Consider the following 22,490-nt stretch of genomic DNA (forward strand, 5'->3'; position numbering starts at 1 on the left):
GGCGCGAGCGTCCGCGGCAGGGCAAGGGTCAATCGGATCGATCGCGCCGAGGGGTACCCCGCCGGCGCGTTCGTCCGTCCAGGGAAAGCAAGCGTGCAATGAGCAGCAAGCGCGACTACTACGAAATTCTCGGTGTCGAGCGCACCGTGACCGAGGGCGACCTCAAGAAGACCTTTCGTCGCGTCGCGATGAAGTATCACCCCGACCGCAATCCGGAACCGGAAGCGCTCGAGAAATTCAAGGAAGCCAAGGAAGCCTACGACGTGCTGTCCGATGCGCAGAAGCGCGCGGCGTACGACCAGTACGGCCATGCCGCCTTCGAGGGCGGCGGCTTCGGTCGCGGCAACGGCGCAGGTTTCGGCGACGTGGGCGACATCTTCGGCGACATCTTCGGCGACATTTTCGGCGGTGGCGGCGGACGCCAGCGCACGCGCCGCGGTGCCGACCTTCGCTACATGATGGATCTCGATCTCGAGGAAGCCGTGTTCGGCGTCGAGAAGAAGATCGAGGTGCCCACCCAGGTCAATTGCCACCACTGCAACGGCACCGGTTCGGAAGACGGCAAGGTCTCCACCTGTTCCACTTGCGCCGGCCATGGCCGCGTGCGCATGCAGAACGGCATCTTCTCCATCCAGCAAGCCTGTCCGACCTGTCATGGCTCGGGTCAGAAGATCGACAAGCCCTGCAAGAAGTGCCACGGCGAAGGCCGCATCGAGGAGGAGCGCACGCTATCGGTGCGCATTCCGGCAGGCGTGGACAACGGCGATCGCATCCGCCTGACGGGACAGGGTGAAGCCGGTCCCGCGGGCTCGCCGGCGGGCGACCTCTACGTGGAAGTGCGCGTGCGCGAGCACAAGATCTTCCAGCGAGACGGTTCCGATCTCTACTGCGAAGTGCCCATCCGTTTCGCGCAGGCTGCGCTCGGCACCGAGTTGGCCGTGCCGACGCTCGAAGGCGAAGTCCCGGTGAACGTGCCGCCTGAAACCCAGACGGGCCAGCAATTCCGCCTGCGCGGACGCGGCGTCAAGTCGGTTCGCGGTGGCCGTACCGGCGACCTCATCTGCACCGTGGTGGTGGAGACGCCGGTGCGCCTCACGAAGGAGCAGCGCGATCTGCTCACCCAGCTGGAAGCCACGTTCGTGGGTGACGAAGCGGCAAAACATACGCCGCGTTCGAACACCTTCATCGACGGCGTCAAGGACTTCTGGTCGCGCGTCACGTCGTAAGCCGACGTTGGAGGCAGGAGCGCATGGCGCGCTCCTGCCGTCGTGATCTGCCGGGGCTTACTCGGCCCGCACCCACTCCTGGCTGCGCCCGATCAGCGAGAAACCCACGTATCCGTGGACGTCGAGGGTCTTCCCACCGTCTTCGAGCTTGAGCGTGACCTTGTAGATCTTGCCCTTGGCCGGGTCGAGGATCTGGCCGCCGGACCACTCGTCGCCGTCCTTCTTCAGGCCCCACATGATGGTCATGCCTTCGATGGGCTTGTTCTTGCGTTCGCCATCGCACTCGGTGCAGAGCGGATGCGGGCCATGCTCGGACTTGAGCACCTGGAGCACCTTGCCCTCGAGCAAGCCACCGTTCTCGGTGATCTCGACGATGGATTTCACTTCCTTGGTCTTGTCGTCGATCGTCTTCCACTTGCCCACGGGCGAGTCGTTGGCGGCCAGGGCGGGGAGGGCGCTCGCGGCAAAGGCGAGGGCGAAGGCGGTGCGGATCAGAGGCTTCATAGGCTCGGGGGCTCCCCATACGGTCAGGTACGGCCGGAGCCTGACGACCGCCGCGGCGCCCGTCAAGCTGCATCGCGCCAGACCGGGCCGGGGCTCACGCTGGCATAATGGCTGATCTTCGATTTTCCTCACGTGTCCCCATGACCCAGCCCAGCGAAATCCTCGTCCGCGGCATCCTCGACCGCGTTATCGATCCCCATTCCGGGCAACCCCTGAGCGCATCCCTGCGCGCCGTCGGCGTGGACGGCGACCGCGTGTCGGTGGATATCCAACTGGGTTATCCGGCCACCGGGTACCTGGAGCAGGCGGCGCACGACGCCAGGGACGCCCTGCAGGCGGACCCGGCCATCGCCTCGGCGGCCGTGTCGGTCAGCTGGCGCGTGCACCCGCACAAGGTGCAGGGCCAGCTGGCGCCGTTGCCGGGTGTGAAGAACATCATCGCCGTCGCCTCCGGCAAGGGTGGCGTGGGCAAGTCCACGGTATCGGTGAACCTCGCCCTGGCCCTCGCCGCCGAAGGCGCCACGGTGGGCATCCTCGACGCCGACATCTACGGGCCGAGCCAGCCGCGCATGCTCGGCCTCAGCGGCAAGCCGTCGTCGCCCGACGGCAAGAGCATCGTGCCGATGCGCGCCCATGGCCTCCAGGCGATGTCGATCGGCGTGCTGATCGAGGAAGACACGCCGATGATCTGGCGTGGCCCGATGGTCACCCAGGCGCTCATGCAGCTCCTGACCGACACGCGCTGGGAAGAACTCGACTACCTCATCATCGACCTGCCGCCGGGTACCGGCGACATCCAGCTCACGCTTTCGCAGAAAGTGCCGGTGTCCGGCGCGGTGATCGTCACCACGCCGCAGGACATCGCCCTGCTCGACGCACGCAAGGCGCTCGGCATGTTCCGCAAGGTGGAGGTGCCCGTCCTCGGCGTGGTGGAAAACATGGCCACCCACATCTGTTCGAACTGCGGGCACGAGGAACATATCTTCGGCCATGGCGGTGGCGCGCGCATGGCGCAGGAAGCCGGCATCGCCTTCCTCGGCGAGCTGCCGCTGGACATCCGTATCCGCCAGCAGGCGGACGACGGCAAGCCCACCGTGGTGGCGATTCCCGATTCCGACCTTGCCGCGCGTTATCGCGCCATCGCCCGCACCACCGCCGCCAGACTGTCGCTGCAGGCGCGCAACAAGGCCATTTCGTTCCCGAAGATCGTCATCCAGAACACCTGACCGGCGACGCCCAAGTGGCGTGCACGGCAACGTTCCTATACCTTTCCGGCTCCAGCGAGGGAGACAGTACGTGAGCATCAAGTCCGACAAGTGGATTCGCCGCATGGCCGAGCAGCACGGCATGATCGAGCCGTTCGCCCCAGGCCAGGTCAAGGAGCGCGACGGCCACCGGCTGGTGTCCTATGGCACGTCCAGCTACGGCTACGACGTGCGTTGCGCCGACGAGTTCAAGGTGTTCACCAACATCAACTCCACGATCGTCGACCCCAAGGCCTTCGACGAGCGCAGCTTCGTCGACGTGAAGTCCGACGTCTGCATCATTCCGCCGAACTCGTTCGCGCTGGCGCGTACCGTCGAGTATTTCCGCATCCCGCGCCAGGTCCTCACGATCTGCCTCGGTAAAAGCACCTACGCGCGCTGCGGCATCATCGTGAACGTGACCCCGCTCGAGCCCGAGTGGGAAGGGCATGTAACCCTGGAGTTCTCGAACACCACGCCCCTGCCCGCAAAAATCTACGCCAACGAGGGCGTGGCGCAGATGCTCTTCCTCGAATCCGACGAGGAGTGCGAAGTGTCCTACGCCGACCGCGGTGGCAAGTATCAGGGCCAGCGCGGCGTCACCCTGCCGAGCACCTGAACGCGGCCTTCACGTCGCATCCGCGCGCGACATCGGCGCGCGGTAGACTCGCCCATTCCACGCCATACCGATCCACGGAGACACCGCATGATCCGAGTTCCCACCCTGATGGCCCGCGCCGCCGCGGCGCTCTTCCTCGCCAGCATGCTGGTGCTGGCCGGCTGCCATCGTGGCGCCTCGAAGTCCGACCACGTCGCGACCGAGCAGGGCCAGTTCGACTACACCATCAAGGCGTACAAGAGCGGCCAGTTCATCGTCGACGGCGCGGTACTTTCCGCCGCCGACACCGGTAGCCACTTCGCCTACCTGAAAGACCAGGGCAAGTTGCCGAAGACGGTGCTCGTGCTGCCCAGCGACGATTCCAAGATCCGCGACAACCACCTTGGATTCCTCGCTCGCATGCAGCTGGATTACGGCTTCGCGGTGTACTACGACAAGAAGGGCGAGCTGGTTCGCCTGAACGCCGTCGAGGAAAAGGCCCGCCAGCTGGAAGATACCCCGCACAAGGCCGCCTTGCCGGATCGCATGCAGGGCAAGGAAGCTTCGAGCGGCGCCTACGACCCGCAGACGCAGCAGTAAACCGCCCTAGCGTGGCCTCGGAAAGGCCCCGTCACTCCCGCCTCGGCGGGTAGTGGCGGGGCCTTTCCGCTGTTTGCGTGAGAGGCTGCCGTCTTCCGGCCAGCTAGGAAAGACCCAGCCGTGTCCTGAGCGCTTCCACCCGCCGTTCGGCTTCGCCGTCGGCATAGGCTTCGGCCGCGCCATGTCCCCAGACGGGTCCCGGCCATGCCGCATCGCCTTCGATCCGGGCCACCACGTGTACGTGAAGCTGGCGGACGATATTGCCCAGGGCGCCGATGTTGAGCTTGTCGCAGGGCGCCACCGCGCGCAGGGCCTCGCCGGCGGTGTCCACCTCGCGCCACAACGCCACGCGTCCGTCCGGCGAAAGGTCGGCCACCTCCACCATGCCGCCCCGGCGTGGCACCAGTACCAGCCAGGCGTAGCGACGGTCGCGCATCAGCAGCAGCCTGCACAGGGGCAGGTCGCCGACGTGGAGCGTATCGCCGGCGAGGCGCGGGTCCAGCCCGAACGGCGGGCTCACTTGAGCTCGCGGGCGAAGAAGGCCAGGGTCCGTTCCCAGGCGAGCTTCGCACTCGGTTCGTCATAGCTGGCGCGGGCGTCGCAATTGAAGCCGTGGTCGGCCGGGTAGACCCAGGTATCCATCTCCGGTTTCAGTTCGCGGTGTTTTTCCACCATCTCCGGCGGAATCGAATGGTCGCGCTCGCCGAAGTGGAAGATCACGTTGGCCTTGGCCGGTTCGGGCAGGAAGGGAACGTTCCTCGAACCGTAGTAGCTCGACGAGGGCAGGCCGAGGCGCAAGGCGGCCAGCACGGCCACCGTGCCGCCCCAGCAATAGCCGACCGTACCCACCTTCACCTTGTATTGGTCGGCGATGAGACGGGCGGCGATGGCGGTGTCCTGCATCGGCCGGAGCAGGCCCAATTCGGCGATCAGCTTGCCGCCCTTCTGCATGCCTTCCTGGTCGTAGCCCAGTTCCACGTCTTTCTGCACGGGGTCGAACAGCGCAGGCGCGATGGCAACATAGCCCTCCGCCGCGAAGCGGTCGGCCACGCTGCGGATGTGCGCGTTCACGCCGAAGATCTCCTGGATCACCACGATGCCGCCCTTGGGCGTGCCCGAGGGTTCGGCCAGGTAGGCGTCCATGCTTTCGTGCGGGCGGGAGGTATCGAGGATCAGGGTGCGGCCCATGGGGCGGATCTCCGTCGGGGTGGGGTAGGGAGCACGAAGGTTAACCGGGAGGCCGTGTCGGCGTCGTGCCCGGGCGCTCGCCGGGCTTGGCGCTCCGCATGGGGCTATAATGTGCGGTTTCCTCTCTCCGGTACCCACGGCAATGTCCCAGGCCGCTCCCAAAGTCGGTTTCGTCAGCCTCGGCTGCCCGAAGGCGCTCGTCGATTCCGAACGCATCCTCACCCAGCTCAAGGTCGAAGGCTACGAGATCGTCCCCAGCTATGGCGAAGCGGATGCCGTGGTGGTCAATACCTGCGGATTCATCGATTCCGCCGTGCAGGAATCGCTCGACGCCATCGGCGAGGCCCTGCATGAGAACGGCAAGGTGATCGTCACCGGCTGCCTGGGCAAGCGCGAGGCGCTGATCCGTGAAAGCTATCCGGACGTGCTCGCGATTACCGGTCCGCAGGACTACGCCAGCGTGATGAGCGCCGTGCACACGGCGTTGCCGCCCACGCGAAACAAATTCATCGACCTCGTGCCCGACACGGGTGTGAAGCTCACGCCCAAGCACTACGCGTACCTGAAGATCTCCGAGGGCTGCAATCACCGTTGCAGCTTCTGCATCATTCCTTCGATGCGCGGCGACCTCGTCAGTCGTCCGGTCGACCAGGTGTTGCTCGAGGCCGAGAAACTGGTGAAGGGTGGCGTGAAGGAACTGTTGGTGATCTCGCAGGACACCAGCGCTTATGGCGTGGATGTCCGCTATGCCGAACGCGAATGGCGGGGCAAGTCCTATCGCACGCGCATGACCGAACTCTGCCAGGGTCTCTCGGAACTGGGCGCGTGGACACGCCTGCATTACGTCTACCCGTATCCGCACGTCGACGAGGTCATGCCCTTGATGGCGGAGGGCAAGATCCTTCCGTACCTCGACATTCCTTTCCAGCACGCCAGCCCGCGCATCCTCAAGCTCATGAAGCGCCCGGGCAACGTCGACAAGACGCTGGAACGCATCCAGAACTGGCGTCGCCAGGTGCCGGACCTCACGATCCGCAGCACCTTCATCGTCGGCTTCCCCGGCGAGACGAACGAGGAGTTCCAGGAACTGCTCGACTTCCTGCGCGAGGCGGAACTCGATCGCGTGGGCGCGTTCGCCTATTCGCCGGTGGACGGTGCGAAGGCCAACGACCTGCCCGGGCAGATCGACGAGGAACTGAAGGAAGACCGCCTCGAACAGTTCATGGCCGTGCAGGCGGAGATTTCCGCCGCGAAGCTGCAGCGCAAGGTCGGCAGGACGATCAAGGTGCTGGTCGACGAGATCGACGCGGACGGTGCCTGGGGCCGCTCCAGTGCGGACGCGCCGGAGATCGACGGTGCCGTGCGAATCGACGACGGCCAGTTGCTCAAGCCGGGCCAGTTCGTCGACGTGGTCGTGGAAGAGGCCGACGCGCACGACCTCTACGGCCGCCTGGCCTGAGCCACCATGCGGCACGTGGCGCCGACGCGGGATGCGCTGGATCGGCGCGTGCTGGCGTCGCCGCCGCTGTCGCATTGGTCGCGCTTCGCCCGCTTCGTCGAAGGCGAGGCTTGGCCGGATGTCGAATCGCTGAATGGCCTGTGGCCCGGTCCATCGGGCTTTCGCTTCGCGAGGCAGGATGCCGCGTTGCTCGCCGACGGATTGCACTATGAGGAACGCATCGCGCGCCTCGGCGACATCGCCACGCGGCCGGACAACTGGCACGACCTCTTCAATGCTTTTGTCTGGCTGCGCCACACCGCGCTGAAGCGCGCGTTGAATGCGCGGCAGATGGCGGAAATCGGGGTGATGGGGCCACGCGAGCGCTCGCGTCCGCAGTGTGCGCTCACGCACTTCGACGAAGCGGGATTGATCGTGACGCTGTGCGATCCGGCGATGCTTGACGCATGGGATGCGCACGACTGGCATCGTCTGTTCTGGACGTACCGCGAGGCATGGTCGAGTGGTGAGGCGCGTGTCGATGTGTTCGGCCACGCCTTGCTTGAGCATGCGCTCACCCCGGGAAAGCTGCTGGTGGGCAAGGCGCTGGTGGTGATGGGCGAGGGCGATGCCATCGCGTGTTGCGCGGAAGCGATCGCCGCCGGTGTCGTTCTCCGCGATCCGCAGGAACTTCGTCCGCTTCCGGTGTCGGGCGTTCCGGGGTGGCATCCTCAGACGGAGGATGAGGCGTTCTACACGAGCGCACCGTGCTTCCAGCCGCTGCGACCCGGCCGAGTCTACCCGCCACCGCTAGGGCTGCTGCGATAGCGAAGCGTCCTGTGTGTGGGAGCCGCTTCAGCGGCGATGGGTGCTTACCATAACCTTGCCCGCTGCCGCGGGATCGCCGACAAGGTCGGCTCCCACCGGTCTGCTGCCAAGAACACAACACTGCTGCCAGAAACACCGCTCCGCTGCCGGGAATACGGCACCGCTGCCGGAAATACGAATCCGCTACCGGACCCTTACACCAGGCCGTGGTCCCGCGCGTACTCGCCTAGCAGGCTGTCGTGATCCACGCCCAGCTTGCGCATGGCATCGCGCTTTTGCCGGCTGATCGTCTTCACGGATTTCCCTTCGCGGTCGGCGATCTGCTGGAGCGACATGCCGTTGACGAACATGCGGATCACTTCCGTCTCGCGTGGTGACAACGGCGCACCGGGCATCGCTTCGGAGGCGTCGTCCGCTTCGTTGAGGATGTCGAGCAGCGTTTCGCTCAGGTAGGTTTCGCCGTCCGCCACGGCGCGGGCGGCGGTCGCCAGCTCATCCATGGGGGCGCGTTTGTCCACGATGCCGCGCACGCCGCGGTTGAGCATGGACTGCAGCGCGGCGGGACGATTGATCATCGTCAAAACCACCAACGCAAGCTGCGGATGCTCCTTCACGATCGTCTCGATCAGGGCGAAACCGTCGTCCTGCCTATCGCTCGGCATGAGAAAATCCGTAATAACGACGTCGCAAGGACGCTCGCCGAGCATGGCCAGCAACTCGTCCGCGGCCTTGGCCTCGCCCACGACGTCGATGTGCGCGTTCCGCAGCGCAAGGGCGCCGCCGACGAGAACCAGGGGGTGATCGTCTGCCAGAATGACCTTCAGTGGCATGCCTTGTGTTCTCCTTGTTTCATTACACACAGCGAACTTCGAACCGATTATGCCCATGATGGTTCCCCTGACGAAGCCTGCGATGTGATCCGACGCCTGATCCTGCTTTTCCTGGTCTGCCTGGCCGGCCCTCTCCGGGCCATGCCGGACGGCTCGCCTTCGCGTGAAGACGTGAATTGGCTACGCCACCACCCGGTACTCACCGTCGGCGCCTATCGCGAGGGCTACCCGCCTTTCGAGGAGCTGCGCGACGGCGAACTGGAGGGCCTGGGCCCGGATTACCTGCGCGAGATCGCCCGCGACCTCGGCGTGACCCTGCAGACCCGGGTTTACCCCACGTGGCCCGACCTGCTCGCGGGCCTGGCCCGTGGCGAGATCGACGTCGCCACCTCGGTCACCCCGCTGGAACAGGGCATGCCGGGCATCCGCGTCGGTGCCACCTACTTCGAGTCCCTGCCTTCGCTGGTGGAGCGCGCGGACGCGCCCATCGTCCATCGCCCGGGTGACCTGCGCGGCAAGCGCCTGGCCGTGCACGCGGGCTACTTCGACATGGCGGCGCTGCGCCGGGAGCTGCCGGAAACCACCCTCGTCGAGACGACGTCGACGGCCGACGCGTTGGCTCGGGTGCGTTCGGGCGATGTCACGGCGTACCTCGACAACCCTTACTCGGCCCGCGAATTCGTGGCCCGCCTGGGTTTCGAGCGCGAGCTTCGCGTGGGCGCGCCGCTGGCGCTGCCGATCAGCGCGTTGGCATTCGCCGTCCCCGCCGATCGCGCGCCGCTTGGTCACGCCATCGACCACGCGGTCGGCGAGCTGACCGCCGCCGACCATGGCCGGCTCCGCGCCCGCTGGGTCGGCCGCGATATCGCGCCGCGACCCCGGCAGACCGACATCCCGCTCAGCGAGAAGGAAAAGGCCTGGCTGAACGCCTTGCCGCCGTTGCGCCTGGGCGTGGACCCCAGCTACGCGCCCTTCAGCCTGCTATCGGGGCAGGGCGAGGCGGAAGGCCTGGCGCTCGACTACGTGCGCGAGATCGCCGCCGAGTTGGGTATCCGCCTTACCCAGGTGCCCAGCGAAAACTGGATGGGCACGGTGGAGAGGGTGAAGCGGGGCGAGGTGGATCTCGTCGCCGCGATCAATCCGCAGAGCGCCACCTCTCCGTATCTGGAGCCCAGCGTTCCCTATCTCGACTTCCCGATCATGATCGTGACGCGCGAAGGCGCGCCGACGATGGCCGGTCGCGACGACCTTGCCGGAAAGCGTGTGTTCGGCAACGTCACCCGCGAGCCGATCCGGCGCCTGCTGGCGCGCATCCCCAACGTGCAGACCATTCCCGTCGATACCGAGACCGAAGGCATGCGCCGGCTGGCGGCAGGCGAGGGCGACGCGTTCGTCGGCAACCTCGCGTCGGTCGACTACCACATCCGCGAGACCTTCCTCGGCCAGCTGAAGGTCGCGGCACCCACCGGAGACAGCGAAGCCATCGCGGTGGGCGTGCGCCACGACCTGGCTCCCTTGTTGCCCCTGGTCAACCGCGTTCTCGTCAACCTGCCTACGCACCGCCAGCAGGAAATCCGCAACACGTGGTTCGCCTCCCACTACGTCGTCGGCCCCACGTGGCGCGAGGTCGCGGGGCGTGTGCTGCCGTTCGTCGCGGTGCTGTTGATCTCGCTCGTCGCCATCAGCTACGCCTATCTCAACCTGCGCCGGGAAACCCGCCGTCGTGAGCGGACCGAACGGCGGCTCGCCGAAGTCACCGCCCACGTTCCAGCGGTGGTGTACGAGGCCGTGCGCGGCACCGATGCCGCCTATGCGATGAGCTATGTCGGCGGCGATCCGCAACGCATCCTCGGCATGGAACCCGGCGACCTGCTCACCGGCGACGCGACCATGCTCGCGCCCGTGGCGGACGAGGATCGCGAGAAACTTCGCGACGCCTTCGAGCGTTCCGCGCGTGAACTCACGCCCTTGCACGTGACGGTGCGTGCGCAGGTCGGCGGGCGCGTCCGTTACCTCAGTTCGGATGCCGTGCCGCTCGCGGCGGCGGATGGCAGCGTGCGCTGGAACGGTTACTGGGTGGACGTCACCGCGCAGGAACTGGCGGCGCGCGGGCTGGCCCATGCACGCGACGAGGCCGAGGCGGCCACGCAGGCCAAGAGCGACTTCCTCGCCACGATCAGCCATGAGATACGCACGCCGATGAACGGCGTGATCGGCCTGCTCGACGTCCTCGAACGCACGCGCCTGGACGACGGCCAGCGCAAGATGGTTTCCACGATCGAGCACTCGGCGGAAGCGTTGCTGCACATCCTCGACGACGTCCTCGATTTCTCGAAGATCGAGGCGGGCCATCTCACTCTCGATCCGCAACCGTCGGACCTGCGCGCGATCGTCGAAGGCGCCGTGGCCATCCTGGCGGCACAGGCCGAAGCGAAGGGCCTGTCGCTGCGCGTGCACTTCGATCCCGCGTTGGCCCCGGCGGTCATCGTGGACGATGGCCGCCTGCGCCAGGTCCTGCTGAACCTGCTCGGCAACGCGATCAAATTCACCGCCAGCGGCGATGTCGCCGTGGAGGTGCATGTCGACGAGCGGCACGGCTCACGCCAGCGTTTGCGCATCGTCGTCGCGGATACCGGTATCGGCATCCATGCCGCGAAACTGCGTCATGTCTTCGCACCGTTCAGCCAGGGCGAATCGTCGACGACGCGACGTTTCGGCGGAACAGGCCTGGGCCTGAGCATTTCCCGGCGCTTGATCGAGCGCATGGGCGGGCATATCGCCCTGGACAGCGAGCCGGGCCGTGGCACGATCGTGAGCGTGACGTTGGAAGTCGCCGTGGCCGATGCGCCTCGCGTGAGGGATGAAGCCGCTGCCCCGGCGTCGCTCCCATCGCCGGGCGACCCTGGCAAGGCGCGCATCCTGTTGGCCGAGGACCATCCGGTGAACCAGGAACTGGTGCGCGTGCAACTGGCCTTGCGCGGCTATCGTTGCGACATCGTCGACGACGGCGTGGCCGCGCTCGCCGCCCTCGAACTCGCCGATTACGATCTGCTCCTGGTCGATTGCCACATGCCGCACATGGACGGCTACGCGGTGGCGCGCGAAGTCCGTCGGCGCGAGGCGGAAACGGGACGCCACCTGCCGATCGTCGCGATGACGGCCGATGCGCGTGCCGACCAGCGCGAGATCTGCCTCGCGGCCGGCATGGACGACCTGCTACGCAAGCCCATCCGCCTGGAAGCCTTTCACGCGACGGTGGAACGCTGGCTCGCGAAAACGGGACCGGCCGTTCCCATGATCGACATGGAGCGCATGCGCAAGGCGTTCGGTTCTGACGAGAACATCGCCCGGGTCATTCGCGCCGGCGTGGACACGACGCGCGAGGCGCTGTCGCGGTTGCCCGAGGTGCTCGATCGGGTAGGCCGCGACGAAGTGGCGGGATGGGTCCACCACGTGCTTGGTGGCGTGAACGTATTCGGTTACTCGGCCGTCGCCGAGGAAGGCGAGCGTCTCGAACTCGCGCTTCGTGAAGGCGCCGAAGTCGACATCGTCGCCGTCGACGCCTTCGCGTCCCGCGTGGCGCAGTTCACCGATGGGCTGGAGCGACTCGCGGCGATGGCGGATCAGGCGTAGTCGACGGCGATCACGGCGAAGCGGGTGCGGCCACCCGGCAGCTCCGCTTCGAATTCGTCATCCACGCGTTTCTTCAGCACGGCGCGCGCGAGGGGCGAATCGATGCTGATCCAGCCGCGCCGCGCGTCCGTTTCGTCGGGGCCTACGATGCGGTAGCGCACGGTGTCGCCGGTGTCGACGCTTTCCAGCTCGATGGTTGCGCCGAAGAAAACGGCGTCGCGCTGCGAAGGTGCCGCCTCCACTACCTTGAGCACGGGAATGCGCTTGCTGAGGTAACGCGCGCGGCGGTCGATCTCGCCGAGCTGTTTCTTCCGGTAGGTGTATTCGGCGTTCTCCGAACGATCGCCTTCGGCTGCCGCGGCGGCGAGCGCCTTGACCACCTCGGGCCGGACCGTGTGCCAAAGGTGGTCGAGTTCGGCCTTCAGGCGCTCGAAGCCTTCGCGCGTGATGATCGCCGTCGACGACGGCGAGGGCGGGCGCCAGCGGCTCATGGCGACGCTTTCCGTGTCGATGCGAGCGTTGCGAGGAGGGCCTCGATGTCGCGTGCAAGCGGATGCTCGGGGTAATCGGCAAGGAGGCGGCGCGCCAGGGCCGCGGCTTCCGCGGGCTGGCCAAGGCGATCGTGCATGCGCACGGCCAGCAGGCCGTAGTGCGGCGCGCCCATGTCACGCGGCCAGCAGCGCACGTAGCCCTCCGCCAGGTGCAGGGCGAGTCGTGACATGCCGCCGTGTGCCGCGGTGTCGGCGAGCGGTCCGCAGGTGACGGTATCGTCGGGAAGAAAGGACGGATCGACGTCGAGGCAGTCCTGCACCACGCCGAGCGCTCGTCGCGACTCGCCGCCGACGACCAGCGCCGCGATCCATATCTGCCCGTGCACGAGCAGTTCCGGCAATCGTCCTTGCACTCGCAGCAGTTCGCGATAACGCAGGTGCAGGCCCGGTGGAGCCAGGCCCTCGCGCAGGCGTTCGGTGAGGATGTCGGTGGCGCCGGGAACGTCGTCCCGCGCGATCAGGTTCACATGCGAAAGCAGCGCGCCGTCGTCGTCGGGTTCCGCCACGGCGGCGATCTCCATCGACTCCGGCTGGTAGCCGAGCACCTCGTGCTTATGATGGATCAGTGCACCCATCAGGTGGAAATTGTAGACGGTGAGGTAGTTGGCGACGAGGTAGTAGCCCAGTGTGCCGAAGAACGTGGGGCCATGATCCTTCATCGCGTATTGAGCGGCGGCCTGGAGCAGGCTGCTGGCCAGCATGATCGCGAACAGCAGGAGGTAGCTGCCGCCGAGGCGCCCGACCGCCTGGACCCAGATGGCCGGATTCAAGGCGGCGCCGACACCGTCGAAGGTCAGCGACATCGTGATCACGGGCAGCACAAAGGCGAACACCAGCGAGACGAGCAGCCCCGGTACACCGAGGAAGATCGGCGCGAGTACCGCGATGGCGTTGCCTGTCAGCTGGATCAGGATCAGCATGACGCTGGTCCTGTCTGTCGTATGGATCGCCATCTCCGGCGGATCGGCGTAGCCGTCGGCGGTGTGCCGGAGGCACTCGAAGGCATACGTGTAGAGCGCCATCCAGCCGATGCCGATCACCAGCAGTTTCAGCCCCATCACCGGCAGGAACGCGATCGACTCGAACAGCGTGATGGCACCGATCGTGAGCGGCGCCGCGCCACTCATCGGGTAGCGCCAACCGATGCGGATGCGCTCGGCGAACGGCGTGCCGGCATCCGCCAGTTCGTGACGTGGCACGTTTAGCGCTTCCCGCCGAAGATGCTGCCCAGGATGCCGCGCACGATCTGCTGGCCGGCGCGCGAGCCCGCCGTGCGCACCATCGACTTGGCCATGGTCTCGATCATGCCCTGGCGCCGCTTGGTGCCGAAGACGGCGTCGCGCACGGCGCCACCCCAGCCGCTGTCGCCATCGTCGTCCTTGCCGGCCGGCTTCACCGGCGGCGCGTCGTCCGCGCTCTTTTCGCTGGCGCGGGCGGCGAGGCGTTCCTGTGCCGATTCGCGGTTCACCAGGGTGTCGTACTTGCCGCCCACGGGGGAGCACGAGCGGACCGCGGTTCGTTCCTCCGGCGTGATCGCCCCGATCCGGCACACGGGTGTCGACACCAGCACTTTCTGCACGGGCGAGGGCACGCCGCCGTCACCGAGCGTGGATGCCAGGGCCTCGCCGGTGCCCAGCGTGCCGATCGTTTCCACCACGTCGATCTTGGGGTTGCGCGCGAACGTTTCGGCGGCGGCCTTCACCGCCTTCTGGTCGCGCGGCGTGAAGGCGCGCAGCGCGTGCTGCACGCGATTGCCCAACTGGCCGAGGATCTCGCCGGGCACATCGTCCGGATTCTGCGAACAGAAGTACACGCCCACGCCCTTGGAACGGATCAACCGGACCACTTGCTCCACGCGCTGCCGCAGGGCCGCCGGTGCGTCGTCGAAGAGCAGGTGCGCTTCGTCGAAGAAGAACACCATCTTGGGCACGTCGAGGTCGCCCACCTCGGGCAACTGTTCGAACAGTTCCGACAGCAGCCACAGCAGGAAGGTGGAGTACAGCCGTGGTTTCAGGATGAGCGTGTCGGCGGCGAGTACGCTGATCACGCCGCGCCCGCTCATGTCCTGGCGCATCAGGTCGGCCAGCTCCAGCGCCGGTTCGCCGAAGAAGGAGTCGGCACCGTCTTGTTCCAGCTTCAGCAGCGCCCGCTGGATCGCGGCGACGCTTTGCGCGCTGATCAGGCCGTAGCGCGCGGAGATGTCCTTGGCGTGTTCCGAGGCGAAGCCGAGCATGGCGCGCAGGTCGGCCAGGTCGAGCAACAGCAGGCCTTCGTCGTCGGCGACGCGGAAGACCACTTCCATCACGCCTTCCTGCGTGTCGTTGAGTTCCAGGATGCGCGAGAGCAGGGTGGGCCCCATCTCCGACACCGTGGCGCGCACGGGATGGCCCGACTTGCCGTAGATGTCCCAGAACACCACCGGGTTGGCCTGCGGCTTCCAGTCGGTGAGGCCGAGTTTCGTCAGGCGGGCGGTCAGCTTCTCGGAGGGTGCGCCGGCCGCCTGGGAGAGGCCGGCCAGGTCGCCCTTGGCGTCGGCGAGGAAGCAGGGCACGCCCAGCTTCGAGAAGCCCTCGGCCAGCAGCATCAGGCTCACCGACTTTCCGGTGCCGGTGGCGCCGGCGATCATGCCGTGGCGGTTGCCGTAGCGGGAGTCGAGTTCGACGGCCGTTTCGTCGTTCCGGCCGATCAGGATCGTGGGCATGGCTTCGTCCTTAAGAATGTCCTGAACAAGTGTACGCAACGATGCGCCGTTGCGGAGAAAAGTCCCGCCTGCCGCTTGAGTCCCGGAGGCCCCGGCAGTAACGTGGCCGGCATTGTCCGACCCCCGAGTAAGTGCATGTCTGTCCGCGTCCCGCGTTCGCTCCTGATCCTGCCCCTGGCCATTCTCGCCGGCTGCGCGTCGAGCGGCGCCCCCCGCTCCGGCAAGGCCACCCCCGAGGTGAATGCCTTGTACGACCGGATGAACCAGGCGAGCAAGGGCTACGAGGCCTCGATCGACCAGGCACGGCGTGGCGATACCCCCCAGGCGGCGCAGACCCGCAAGCAATCCCTCGACCAGCTCAAGGATGCTTCGGCCCGCTGCGCCCTCACGGCGGGGTGCGACCAGCAACGTTTCGCGGCGGTGTTCGACCGCCTGCTGCGCTTGAAGGATGGCAGTTTCATCGAGGGCGAGGACGCCGACGATACCGAGCAGGGAGCGGAGGTGGGCGAGCAGCCCGGCGACGCGGCCAGTTCGGTCGCCGTCGGTGCGCTGCCGCAGGCGCAACGCGCCGTCACCATGCTCAAGGGCCAGCAGTTCTCCGACCTCATGGTCATGAACGGACCGGTGAAGGCGGCCCTGGAAATGTGGCTGACCCAGTTGCGTCCGAACCTGATGGACGCCTACGTCAATTACCAGATGATGCGCTACAAGATGTGGCCGGCGTACAAGAAGGCCGACCTGCCCGAGGCCTTGCTGTTCGGCATCATGGCGAAGGAGTCCGGCGGCAAGGTGCACGCCGTGTCGCGCTCGGGCGCTTCCGGCCCGTTGCAGTTCATGTACGCCACCGGCTTGCGCTTCGGCCTGTCCAACACCGACGGCTTCGACCAGCGCTTCGACCCGACGATGGCCGCGCAGGCCAACGCGGAGTACATCGACGAACAGCTCCGCGCCTTCAACAACAACCTCGAACTCACCCTCGCCGCGTACAACGGTGGCGAGGGCCGCATGCGCCGGGTCGCGGCGACGAGTCCCGGGGCCAGCTTCTACGACCCGCAGATCTACGGCCAGATGTCGGCGGAGACGCGCGACTACGTGCCGATGGTGCTCGCGGCGGCATGGCTGTTCCTGCATCCGGACAGCTATCACCTGACCTGGCCCAAGGTCGATGGAGAACCGGGCCAGATCGTGCTGAAGCGCCCCGCGTCGATCAGTGAACTCACCGTATGCCTCGGCTCCGCCCAGGGCATGCCGGAAGGCTGGTTCCGCACCTTGCGCAACCTCAACCCGCGACTCGATCCGCAGGTCAGCCAGCCGGCGGGCGCGCGCCTGGAGGTTCCCAAGCAGTTGGAGAGGGCCTATGCCGCCACCTGCACCGACGGCCCATGGCCGATCCTCGCCAGCGACCTGCACAACGCCGTGAAGATCGTCGCGCCACCGCCGCCTGCCGCCACCTCGGCCGCGTTGGCCAATGGACCGTCCGCACCCTCGTCGAAACCCTCGTCCGCCGCGTCCAGGAACTACACCGTGCGCCGGGGCGACACCCTGGTCAGCATCGCGCGCAAGAGCAGTTGCGCCGATGTCGAAGACATCGCGCGCATGAATGGCTTGAAGGGACACCAGTTGAAGGTGGGGCAGGCGATCCGCGTACCCGTTTGCCGCTGAGACGAACGCTTATGCGACGGCGTGCGGCTCGCTGGCCCACGCCGTGGCCGTGCCGCGCCGCTCGGATGCCGACAATTCCTTGATCTGGCGCATCAGGCGCAGGATCTGCCGGTGCAGGTCTTCCATGTTGGGGCGCCGCGAATCCAGGGTCTCGTGGTAGACCGAGGCGATCCACAGCGCGACGCCACGCGTGGCGATCAGCGGGTTCTCCGAACGCGCCTTGCCGAGGCCGATATCCGGCCCATGGCCGTAGGTGCTGTAGCGCTCTTCAGGCGGGGTGCCGTAGAGGTGGGGAAAGTCGCAGGCCGCGGCCTGTTCCATCTCGCGCCGGACCAGCTGCTGCAGGTCCGCGTGGGCTCGCACCGGCAGGGCCAGGACGACACGTTCGATATCGGCAAGTTGCCGGCGAAGGCGGATTTCGCGATTGACGGCGATGAGATGGGTGACCAGACGCATGGACTACTTCCCCTAGTACGGATGCTTCTTGCGGTCCCGTGTCCTTTCCCCGAAGGTCGACGGTCCGCCGAGAATACGCTGCCGATGCGTCAAATGTAAGACGTTTTCGTCACATTGTGACGCGTTCGGTCATTGCTCCACGCGGGTGCCGGTCCAGGCCCCAATCCGTTGCCCGACGATAACCTGTTGTTGTGGCTTGAGTTCGTCCAGGGTGTAACCCTCGGGCAACAGGAGGATGACGGTCGAGCCCATGTTGAAGCGAGCCATCTCGGCGAAGCGTTCCAGCGTCACGTCGCGGCCGCGGCAATCGTTGCGGATGATGTCCGAGGCATACGGCGGGATGGCCATGCCGTCCCATACGGTGGCCACGCTGGAGACCAGGATCGCCCCGACCATGACCGATACGAAGGGGCCGTGTTCGCCCTGGAAATGGCAGACGAGGCGCTCGTTACGCGCGAACAGCCGCGGAATGGCTTCGACCGCGAACGGGGCCACGCTGAAGATGCGGCCGGGGACATGCGTGGTACCGGTGAGCTTGCCCGCGAGTGGCATGTGCACGCGGTGGTAGTCGCGCGGTGACAGGTAGATGGTGACGAAGCTGCCGTTGCGGAACGGCGCCGCCGCGGTCTCGTCGCCCAGCAGTTCCGCCGCGCTGTATTCCTGGCCCTTCGCCTGGAAGATACGGCCGTCACGGATACGTCCGGACTGGCTGATCCGTCCGTCAGCCGGTGACAGGATCGCCTGCGGGTCCGGATCGGCCTCGCGTGCGCCGGCCTTGAGCTTGCGGGTGAAGAACGCATTGAAGTGCTGGTACGCGAACGGGTCCGGTTGGGCGGCCTGGCTCATGTCGACGGCATAGCGCTGCACGATCTCCCGAATGAGAAAATTCTTCCATGGAGCCCACTCCCACCGGGTCGCCTGGTAGACGATGCGCGAGAGAAAGCGGTGCGGGAGGATGTACTGCAGCAGGACATTGGGCTTCATGCGCAGGAGTATAGGTGGGAGCGGACCCTGTCCGCGATGCCCGTTACCGCTCTACCGCCACCCGGGCCGTCAGGAAATCGATGAACGCGCGCACGCGTGGCGGTACGAACCGGCTGTGCGGATAGAGCAGGTTGTAGGGGCGGGAACGTCCCGCCAGCTCGGGCAACACCTCGACCAGGGAGCCATCGGCGAGATCCTTTTCCACGATGAAGCGATAGGTCTGAAACAGTCCCGCACCCGCGCGGGCCAGGGTCACGCCGCCGAGCACGTCCTCCGATACCGTGAACGCGCTTTCCGTCTCGAACTCCACGTCTTCGCCATCTTCCCGGAACAACCAGGGGATACGCCGGCCGCTGCTCGGCAGGTCGAACTGGATGCATTCATGGGCGGCCAGATCGGCCAGCGAGCGTGGCACGCGATGCGTTTCCATATAAGCGGGCGTGGCGACCAGCACCAGGGGCGCATCTTCCAGGTGACGCAGGATCAGCGTGGAATCCGCTTGCGGCCGCACGCGGATCGCGAGATCGAAGGCCTCGTCGGAAAAACCGACGTTGCGATTGCTGATGTGCAGGTCGAAGCGCACGTCCGGATGCTCGCGATGGAAGTCGGGCAGCATCGGCAGCAGGCGATAGTGCGCATACGTGGTCGGCACGCTGATGCGCAGCCGTCCGGATAGCTGCGCTTGCTGCCCACTGGCGAGCCGCTCCGCGTCGGCGAACTGGGCCAGCGCCTGCCGGCACTGTTCCATGTAGATGCGGCCCGCGTCGGTGAGCCGTATCTGCCGGGTGCTGCGGACGAACAGGCGAACGCCGAGGCGTGCCTCCAGCCGGGCGACCGAACGGCTGACCGCCGCGGGCGTCACGCCTGCCGCCGTGGCCGCGGCGGTGAAGCCACCCAGTTCACCGGCAAGGCAAAACAGCTCGACGCTGCCGAGCATCAGGTCGTCGAATTGCCTGTGCATCGATTACACCATGTAACTATTCAATTGCTTCCGATCTTATTTATGCGCACCGGGCGTGGCAATAGATTGTCGGTCAGCCCGGAACGCCTGTTCCGGAACCCTGATCATGTTCGGAGCAACCATCATGAGCACCCGTCAAACCGTCATCGTCACCGGCGCCTCCAGCGGCCTCGGTTTCGCCATCGCCAAAGCCTTCCTCGACCTCGGCTACAACGTGGTCGGCAACGGCCGCAGCCAGGCTCGCCTGGACGAGGCCGCCGCCTCGCTTGGCCATCCCGACCGCTTCCTCGCCGTCGCCGGCGACATCGCCCTGCGTGAGACCGCCGAGCGCCTGTTCGACCACGCCATCGAAGCCTTCGGCCAGGTCGACGTGCTGGTCAACAATGCCGGCATCTTCATCGCCAAGCCCTTCGCCGAATACACGATCGACGAGATCGACACGCTAATCGACACCAACCTGCGCGGTTTCATCTACCCGTCCCAGGTCGCGGCGCGCCACATGTCCGCACGCAAGAGCGGACACATCGTCAACATCACGGCGAGCCTGGGCTTGCAGCCGGACCGTAACGTGCCCTCGGCGTTGCCCGTGCTGATCAAGGGCGGCCTCAACGACGTCACGCGTGGCCTGGCGATCGAACTGTCGCCGCATAACGTCAAGGTGAGCGCGGTCGCCCCCGGCATCATCGAGACCCCGATGCACGCACCGGAGACCCATGGCTTCCTGAGCGGCCTGAATCCGATGGGCCGGCTGGGCCGCCCCGAGGACATCGCCGAAGCGGTCGTCTACCTCGTGACCAGCAAGTTCACCAATGGCGTCGTGCTGCCGGTCGATGGCGGTTCGAGCGCCGGCCGCTGGTAAGCCGTCATGCCCTACGTCAACGTTCGCATCACTCGTGAAGGCAACACGCCCGCGCAGAAGGCCCAGGTGATCGCGGAGATCACCGAAACACTCGAGCGCGTGCTGGGCAAGTCGCCTGAGCTGACCCACGTCGTGATCGACGAGGTCGCGATGGAAGACTGGGGATATCGCGGTGTTCCGACATCGCGATTGCGCGGTCCGGACCCCGGCACGTAACGGAGGCGGCGGCCTGGACGCTACGTCCGGGCCGCCGCTCGTGGCACTGATGGTTACGGGTTCGCGGGGACGACCGGCAACTCCAGGTAGGTGCCGTTCTCCCCGTCGCGAACGATCTTCTGCGTCGCCTTGCGGTAATCGCCCGGCTTCGCGTTGAAGATGTTCGGGACGAAGGTCTGCGGGTTGCGGTCGTACAACGGAAACCAGCTCGACTGGACCTGCACCATCACCCGGTGCCCGGGCTGGAACACGTGGTTCACCGTCGGCAACGGGAAGCGGTATTCGAGGGGCTTGTCCGGTGTCAGCGCCATGGGCTTGTCGTAGCCCTCGCGATAGCGGCCACGGAAGATCTCCATGGCGACCGGTAGCTGGTAACCGCCCATCGACGGTTTCTCCTCGACCTCATCGGGATAGACGTCGATCAGTTTCACCACCCAATCGCTGTCCGTGCCGCTGGTGGACGCAAGCAAGTGCACCAGCGGCTCTCCGGATACACCCATGGGCTTGTCGAGCACGGGCGATACGTAGGTGAGCACGTCGGTACGCGTAGCGAACTGGCGCTGGTCGTCCACGAGCCATTCCGGCCAGGAATCCTCGCGATCCGCCACGCCGTGCGACCACGACTGGATCGGACGCACGCGGTAGGGCACCGGCTTCGCCGGATCGGAAACGTATTCGTCCTCGCCCTTCGCGGGTGCCGTCGTGGCGAGGCCACCGTCGGCTTCGACGAACCAGCGCTGCATGGCGGGCGCGCAGCCGGTGCGGCAGGCCGAAGGCCAGGTATCGAGCTGTCGCCAGGTGTTCTCGCCGGTGACGAAGGCATTGACCGGCGCGATGTCCGCCTTCGGCGCATCGTCCTTCAGGTATTGGGCGAGGAAGGGACGGAGGATCTTCTGGCGAAAGGTGGTGCCCGTATCGCTGCCCAGGTCGATCGCGCCGATGGTGTCGCCCTTTTCCCAGGTCTTGGCGTGACGCCACGGACCCAGCACGAGCCACAACTTCGTGTGCCCGGGATCGCGTGGGGCGAGCGCGCGGTATACCGCCATGTCGCCGTAGTTGTCTTCCTGGTCCCACAGGCTGTGCACGAGCATGGTCGGCACGGTCATCGGTTCCTTCGCCGCGACCTTGTCGATGGCCTGTTCGGACCAGAAGCTGTCGTAGGCGGGGTGGGCGAGCAGTTTCTGCCAGAAGCCGAGTGCCTCCATGCCGTAGGCGCGGCCGATATCGCCGGCGGAGCCGCCGCGCAGGTACAGGTCGTAATCGTCACGGTAGCCCGTGGTCCAGCCGATGTCGCTGCCGCGCGAGTTCACCATGCCATAGATGTAGGGAATCATCTGCTGGCGGAACGCGCCACGATGAAACCAGTCGTCGCCCATCCAGCCGTCGATCATCGGGTTGATCGGCACGGCCACCTTGAGGGCGGGATGCGGACGGATCGTGGCGACCATCGCCTCGAAGCCGTCGTAGGAGATCCCGATGATGCCGACCTTGCCGTTCGATTCCGGCACGTGCTTCACCAGCCAGTCGACCGTGTCGTAGATGTCGGAGGATTCGTCGACCGGCGTGGGGTTGCCGCGTCCGATCGGCGGCCGGTTCATGACGAAATCGCCTTCGGACCCGTTCTTGCCGCGGATATCCTGGATCACGCGGATATAGCCGTCCTGGACGATGATGTCGGCCGGGTTGTCGTAGCCGCGCAGGGCGGGGCCCAGGTGCGGGCTGTCGCTGCGATGTCCCATGCCGTCGGCACCATAGGGTGTGCGCGTGAGCAGGATGCCCGCGTGCGTCGCGCCCTTGGGAACGAGGATCACGGTATGCAGCTTGACGCCGTCGCGCATCGGGATCTCGACCGTGCGGCGCACGTAATCGAAGCCGGGATTCGTCGGCGTGAATTTGGCCGGCGTCTCCGTCGGCAGGTCTTTGTAGGTCTTTTCGCCGCCGACCGCCGGAGTCGCGAGGACTCCGGCGGCAAGCGCGACGATACCCAGTCGCAGTAGTGGATGCATGGGCT

21 protein-coding genes are annotated in these 22,490 nt (G+C 66.4%); 10 read left to right on the forward strand and 11 right to left on the reverse strand.

The features are described from left to right. Positions 1–98: 98 nt before the first annotated feature. Entirely contained in the window at positions 99–1,226 is a 1,128-nt protein-coding gene (dnaJ, locus tag ACN9M2_RS08035; RefSeq protein WP_426287567.1) for a molecular chaperone DnaJ, read from the forward strand. Between the two features lie 57 nt (positions 1,227–1,283). On the opposite strand, the gene ACN9M2_RS08040 is transcribed toward dnaJ, so the two are convergent. Continuing rightward, entirely contained in the window at positions 1,284–1,730 is a 447-nt protein-coding gene (locus ACN9M2_RS08040; protein ID WP_306847545.1) for a DUF2147 domain-containing protein, read from the reverse strand. Positions 1,731–1,870: 140 nt separating this feature from the next. Here ACN9M2_RS08040 and apbC point away from each other — a divergent pair, with 140 nt between their 5' ends. From apbC to ACN9M2_RS08055, 3 genes are all read left to right on the forward strand, one after another. Continuing rightward, a complete protein-coding gene (gene apbC / locus ACN9M2_RS08045) occupies positions 1,871–2,956 on the forward strand; it encodes an iron-sulfur cluster carrier protein ApbC (protein WP_426287568.1) in 1,086 nt (361 codons plus the stop codon). Positions 2,957–3,026: 70 nt separating this feature from the next. Further along, on the forward strand, positions 3,027–3,593 hold the full coding sequence (gene dcd, locus ACN9M2_RS08050) for a dCTP deaminase (protein WP_036114141.1): 567 nt from the start codon (positions 3,027–3,029) through the stop codon (positions 3,591–3,593). Positions 3,594–3,680: 87 nt separating this feature from the next. Beyond that, positions 3,681–4,172 carry a hypothetical protein gene (locus ACN9M2_RS08055; protein ID WP_426287569.1) on the forward strand — a complete coding sequence of 164 codons (492 nt, stop codon included), beginning with the start codon at positions 3,681–3,683 and terminating at the stop codon, positions 4,170–4,172. Between the two features lie 103 nt (positions 4,173–4,275). Here the strand turns inward: ACN9M2_RS08055 and ACN9M2_RS08060 are convergent, their stop codons facing one another. Together ACN9M2_RS08060 and ACN9M2_RS08065 are read right to left on the reverse strand one after the other, a co-directional pair. After that, complete coding sequence (locus ACN9M2_RS08060) at positions 4,276–4,692, reverse strand: HIT domain-containing protein (RefSeq protein WP_426287570.1); 417 nt, start codon at positions 4,690–4,692, stop codon at positions 4,276–4,278. After that, positions 4,689–5,360 (reverse strand): dienelactone hydrolase family protein, encoded by a 672-nt coding sequence (locus tag ACN9M2_RS08065; RefSeq protein WP_426287571.1) that lies wholly within the window; start codon positions 5,358–5,360, stop codon positions 4,689–4,691. Before ACN9M2_RS08065 ends, ACN9M2_RS08060 begins: the two co-directional genes overlap by 4 nt. A 142-nt stretch (positions 5,361–5,502) precedes the next feature. On the opposite strand from ACN9M2_RS08065, the gene rimO reads away from it, so the two are divergent. Together rimO and ACN9M2_RS08075 are read left to right on the forward strand one after the other, a co-directional pair. Then, complete coding sequence (gene rimO, locus ACN9M2_RS08070; RefSeq protein WP_426287572.1) at positions 5,503–6,819, forward strand: 30S ribosomal protein S12 methylthiotransferase RimO; 1,317 nt, start codon at positions 5,503–5,505, stop codon at positions 6,817–6,819. A gap of 6 nt (positions 6,820–6,825) precedes the next feature. Further along, on the forward strand, positions 6,826–7,626 hold the full coding sequence (locus tag ACN9M2_RS08075) for a DUF3025 domain-containing protein (RefSeq protein WP_426287573.1): 801 nt from the start codon (positions 6,826–6,828) through the stop codon (positions 7,624–7,626). A gap of 194 nt (positions 7,627–7,820) precedes the next feature. On the opposite strand, the gene ACN9M2_RS08080 is transcribed toward ACN9M2_RS08075, so the two are convergent. After that, on the reverse strand, positions 7,821–8,456 hold the full coding sequence (locus ACN9M2_RS08080) for a response regulator transcription factor (protein ID WP_306847522.1): 636 nt from the start codon (positions 8,454–8,456) through the stop codon (positions 7,821–7,823). Positions 8,457–8,540: 84 nt separating this feature from the next. Here ACN9M2_RS08080 and ACN9M2_RS08085 point away from each other — a divergent pair, with 84 nt between their 5' ends. Beyond that, entirely contained in the window at positions 8,541–12,089 is a 3,549-nt protein-coding gene (locus ACN9M2_RS08085) for an ATP-binding protein (RefSeq protein WP_426287574.1), read from the forward strand. On the opposite strand, the gene greB is transcribed toward ACN9M2_RS08085, so the two are convergent. Genes greB through ACN9M2_RS08100 form a run of 3 tightly spaced genes read right to left on the reverse strand, consistent with a single transcriptional unit; the run spans position 12,080 to position 15,341 of the window. Next, complete coding sequence (greB, locus tag ACN9M2_RS08090; protein WP_426287575.1) at positions 12,080–12,580, reverse strand: transcription elongation factor GreB; 501 nt, start codon at positions 12,578–12,580, stop codon at positions 12,080–12,082. The two genes, ACN9M2_RS08085 and greB, sit on opposite strands and share 10 nt — an antisense overlap. Continuing rightward, complete coding sequence (locus ACN9M2_RS08095; protein WP_426287576.1) at positions 12,577–13,839, reverse strand: hypothetical protein; 1,263 nt, start codon at positions 13,837–13,839, stop codon at positions 12,577–12,579. Before ACN9M2_RS08095 ends, greB begins: the two co-directional genes overlap by 4 nt. A 2-nt stretch (positions 13,840–13,841) precedes the next feature. Beyond that, entirely contained in the window at positions 13,842–15,341 is a 1,500-nt protein-coding gene (locus ACN9M2_RS08100; protein WP_426287577.1) for a helicase HerA-like domain-containing protein, read from the reverse strand. 135 nt (positions 15,342–15,476) lie between these two features. Between ACN9M2_RS08100 and ACN9M2_RS08105 the strand changes: the two genes are divergently transcribed. Continuing rightward, positions 15,477–17,003 (forward strand): transglycosylase SLT domain-containing protein, encoded by a 1,527-nt coding sequence (locus ACN9M2_RS08105; protein ID WP_426287578.1) that lies wholly within the window; start codon positions 15,477–15,479, stop codon positions 17,001–17,003. Between the two features lie 9 nt (positions 17,004–17,012). Here ACN9M2_RS08105 and ACN9M2_RS08110 read toward each other — a convergent pair whose 3' ends face one another. The 3 genes from ACN9M2_RS08110 to ACN9M2_RS08120 all read right to left on the reverse strand — a co-directional run bounded on the left by ACN9M2_RS08110 (position 17,013) and on the right by ACN9M2_RS08120 (position 19,404). After that, positions 17,013–17,459, reverse strand: a complete 447-nt coding sequence (locus ACN9M2_RS08110) for a hypothetical protein (protein WP_426287579.1) — start codon at positions 17,457–17,459, stop codon at positions 17,013–17,015. Positions 17,460–17,588: 129 nt separating this feature from the next. Beyond that, positions 17,589–18,443 (reverse strand): archaetidylserine decarboxylase, encoded by an 855-nt coding sequence (asd, locus tag ACN9M2_RS08115; protein ID WP_426287580.1) that lies wholly within the window; start codon positions 18,441–18,443, stop codon positions 17,589–17,591. 43 nt (positions 18,444–18,486) lie between these two features. After that, entirely contained in the window at positions 18,487–19,404 is a 918-nt protein-coding gene (locus ACN9M2_RS08120; RefSeq protein ID WP_426287581.1) for a LysR substrate-binding domain-containing protein, read from the reverse strand. 124 nt (positions 19,405–19,528) lie between these two features. Here ACN9M2_RS08120 and ACN9M2_RS08125 point away from each other — a divergent pair, with 124 nt between their 5' ends. Together ACN9M2_RS08125 and ACN9M2_RS08130 are read left to right on the forward strand one after the other, a co-directional pair. After that, positions 19,529–20,263 carry an SDR family NAD(P)-dependent oxidoreductase gene (locus ACN9M2_RS08125; RefSeq protein WP_426287582.1) on the forward strand — a complete coding sequence of 245 codons (735 nt, stop codon included), beginning with the start codon at positions 19,529–19,531 and terminating at the stop codon, positions 20,261–20,263. 6 nt (positions 20,264–20,269) lie between these two features. After that, entirely contained in the window at positions 20,270–20,479 is a 210-nt protein-coding gene (locus ACN9M2_RS08130; protein WP_426287583.1) for a tautomerase family protein, read from the forward strand. Positions 20,480–20,532: 53 nt separating this feature from the next. Here ACN9M2_RS08130 and ACN9M2_RS08135 read toward each other — a convergent pair whose 3' ends face one another. Then, entirely contained in the window at positions 20,533–22,485 is a 1,953-nt protein-coding gene (locus ACN9M2_RS08135; RefSeq protein WP_426287584.1) for a CocE/NonD family hydrolase, read from the reverse strand. Between the last annotated feature and the right edge of the window lie 5 nt (positions 22,486–22,490).

This window comes from Luteibacter sp. E-22, assembly GCF_049913125.1.
Lineage (GTDB): Bacteria > Pseudomonadota > Gammaproteobacteria > Xanthomonadales > Rhodanobacteraceae > Luteibacter.

What these genes read in the sequence shown, in the direction of transcription:
- dnaJ (WP_426287567.1), top strand. Translation starts at nt 99, where the DNA reads ATGAGCAGCAAGCGCGACTACTACGAAATTCTCGGTGTCGAGCGCACC.
- ACN9M2_RS08040 (WP_306847545.1), bottom strand. Translation starts at nt 1,730, where the DNA reads ATGAAGCCTCTGATCCGCACCGCCTTCGCCCTCGCCTTTGCCGCGAGC.
- apbC (WP_426287568.1), top strand. Translation starts at nt 1,871, where the DNA reads ATGACCCAGCCCAGCGAAATCCTCGTCCGCGGCATCCTCGACCGCGTT.
- ACN9M2_RS08055 (WP_426287569.1), top strand. Translation starts at nt 3,681, where the DNA reads ATGATCCGAGTTCCCACCCTGATGGCCCGCGCCGCCGCGGCGCTCTTC.
- ACN9M2_RS08065 (WP_426287571.1), bottom strand. Translation starts at nt 5,360, where the DNA reads ATGGGCCGCACCCTGATCCTCGATACCTCCCGCCCGCACGAAAGCATG.
- rimO (WP_426287572.1), top strand. Translation starts at nt 5,503, where the DNA reads ATGTCCCAGGCCGCTCCCAAAGTCGGTTTCGTCAGCCTCGGCTGCCCG.
- ACN9M2_RS08075 (WP_426287573.1), top strand. Translation starts at nt 6,826, where the DNA reads ATGCGGCACGTGGCGCCGACGCGGGATGCGCTGGATCGGCGCGTGCTG.
- ACN9M2_RS08080 (WP_306847522.1), bottom strand. Translation starts at nt 8,456, where the DNA reads ATGCCACTGAAGGTCATTCTGGCAGACGATCACCCCCTGGTTCTCGTC.
- greB (WP_426287575.1), bottom strand. Translation starts at nt 12,580, where the DNA reads ATGAGCCGCTGGCGCCCGCCCTCGCCGTCGTCGACGGCGATCATCACG.
- ACN9M2_RS08100 (WP_426287577.1), bottom strand. Translation starts at nt 15,341, where the DNA reads ATGCCCACGATCCTGATCGGCCGGAACGACGAAACGGCCGTCGAACTC.
- ACN9M2_RS08105 (WP_426287578.1), top strand. Translation starts at nt 15,477, where the DNA reads ATGTCTGTCCGCGTCCCGCGTTCGCTCCTGATCCTGCCCCTGGCCATT.
- ACN9M2_RS08110 (WP_426287579.1), bottom strand. Translation starts at nt 17,459, where the DNA reads ATGCGTCTGGTCACCCATCTCATCGCCGTCAATCGCGAAATCCGCCTT.
- asd (WP_426287580.1), bottom strand. Translation starts at nt 18,443, where the DNA reads ATGAAGCCCAATGTCCTGCTGCAGTACATCCTCCCGCACCGCTTTCTC.
- ACN9M2_RS08120 (WP_426287581.1), bottom strand. Translation starts at nt 19,404, where the DNA reads ATGCACAGGCAATTCGACGACCTGATGCTCGGCAGCGTCGAGCTGTTT.
- ACN9M2_RS08125 (WP_426287582.1), top strand. Translation starts at nt 19,529, where the DNA reads ATGAGCACCCGTCAAACCGTCATCGTCACCGGCGCCTCCAGCGGCCTC.
- ACN9M2_RS08130 (WP_426287583.1), top strand. Translation starts at nt 20,270, where the DNA reads ATGCCCTACGTCAACGTTCGCATCACTCGTGAAGGCAACACGCCCGCG.
- ACN9M2_RS08135 (WP_426287584.1), bottom strand. Translation starts at nt 22,485, where the DNA reads ATGCATCCACTACTGCGACTGGGTATCGTCGCGCTTGCCGCCGGAGTC.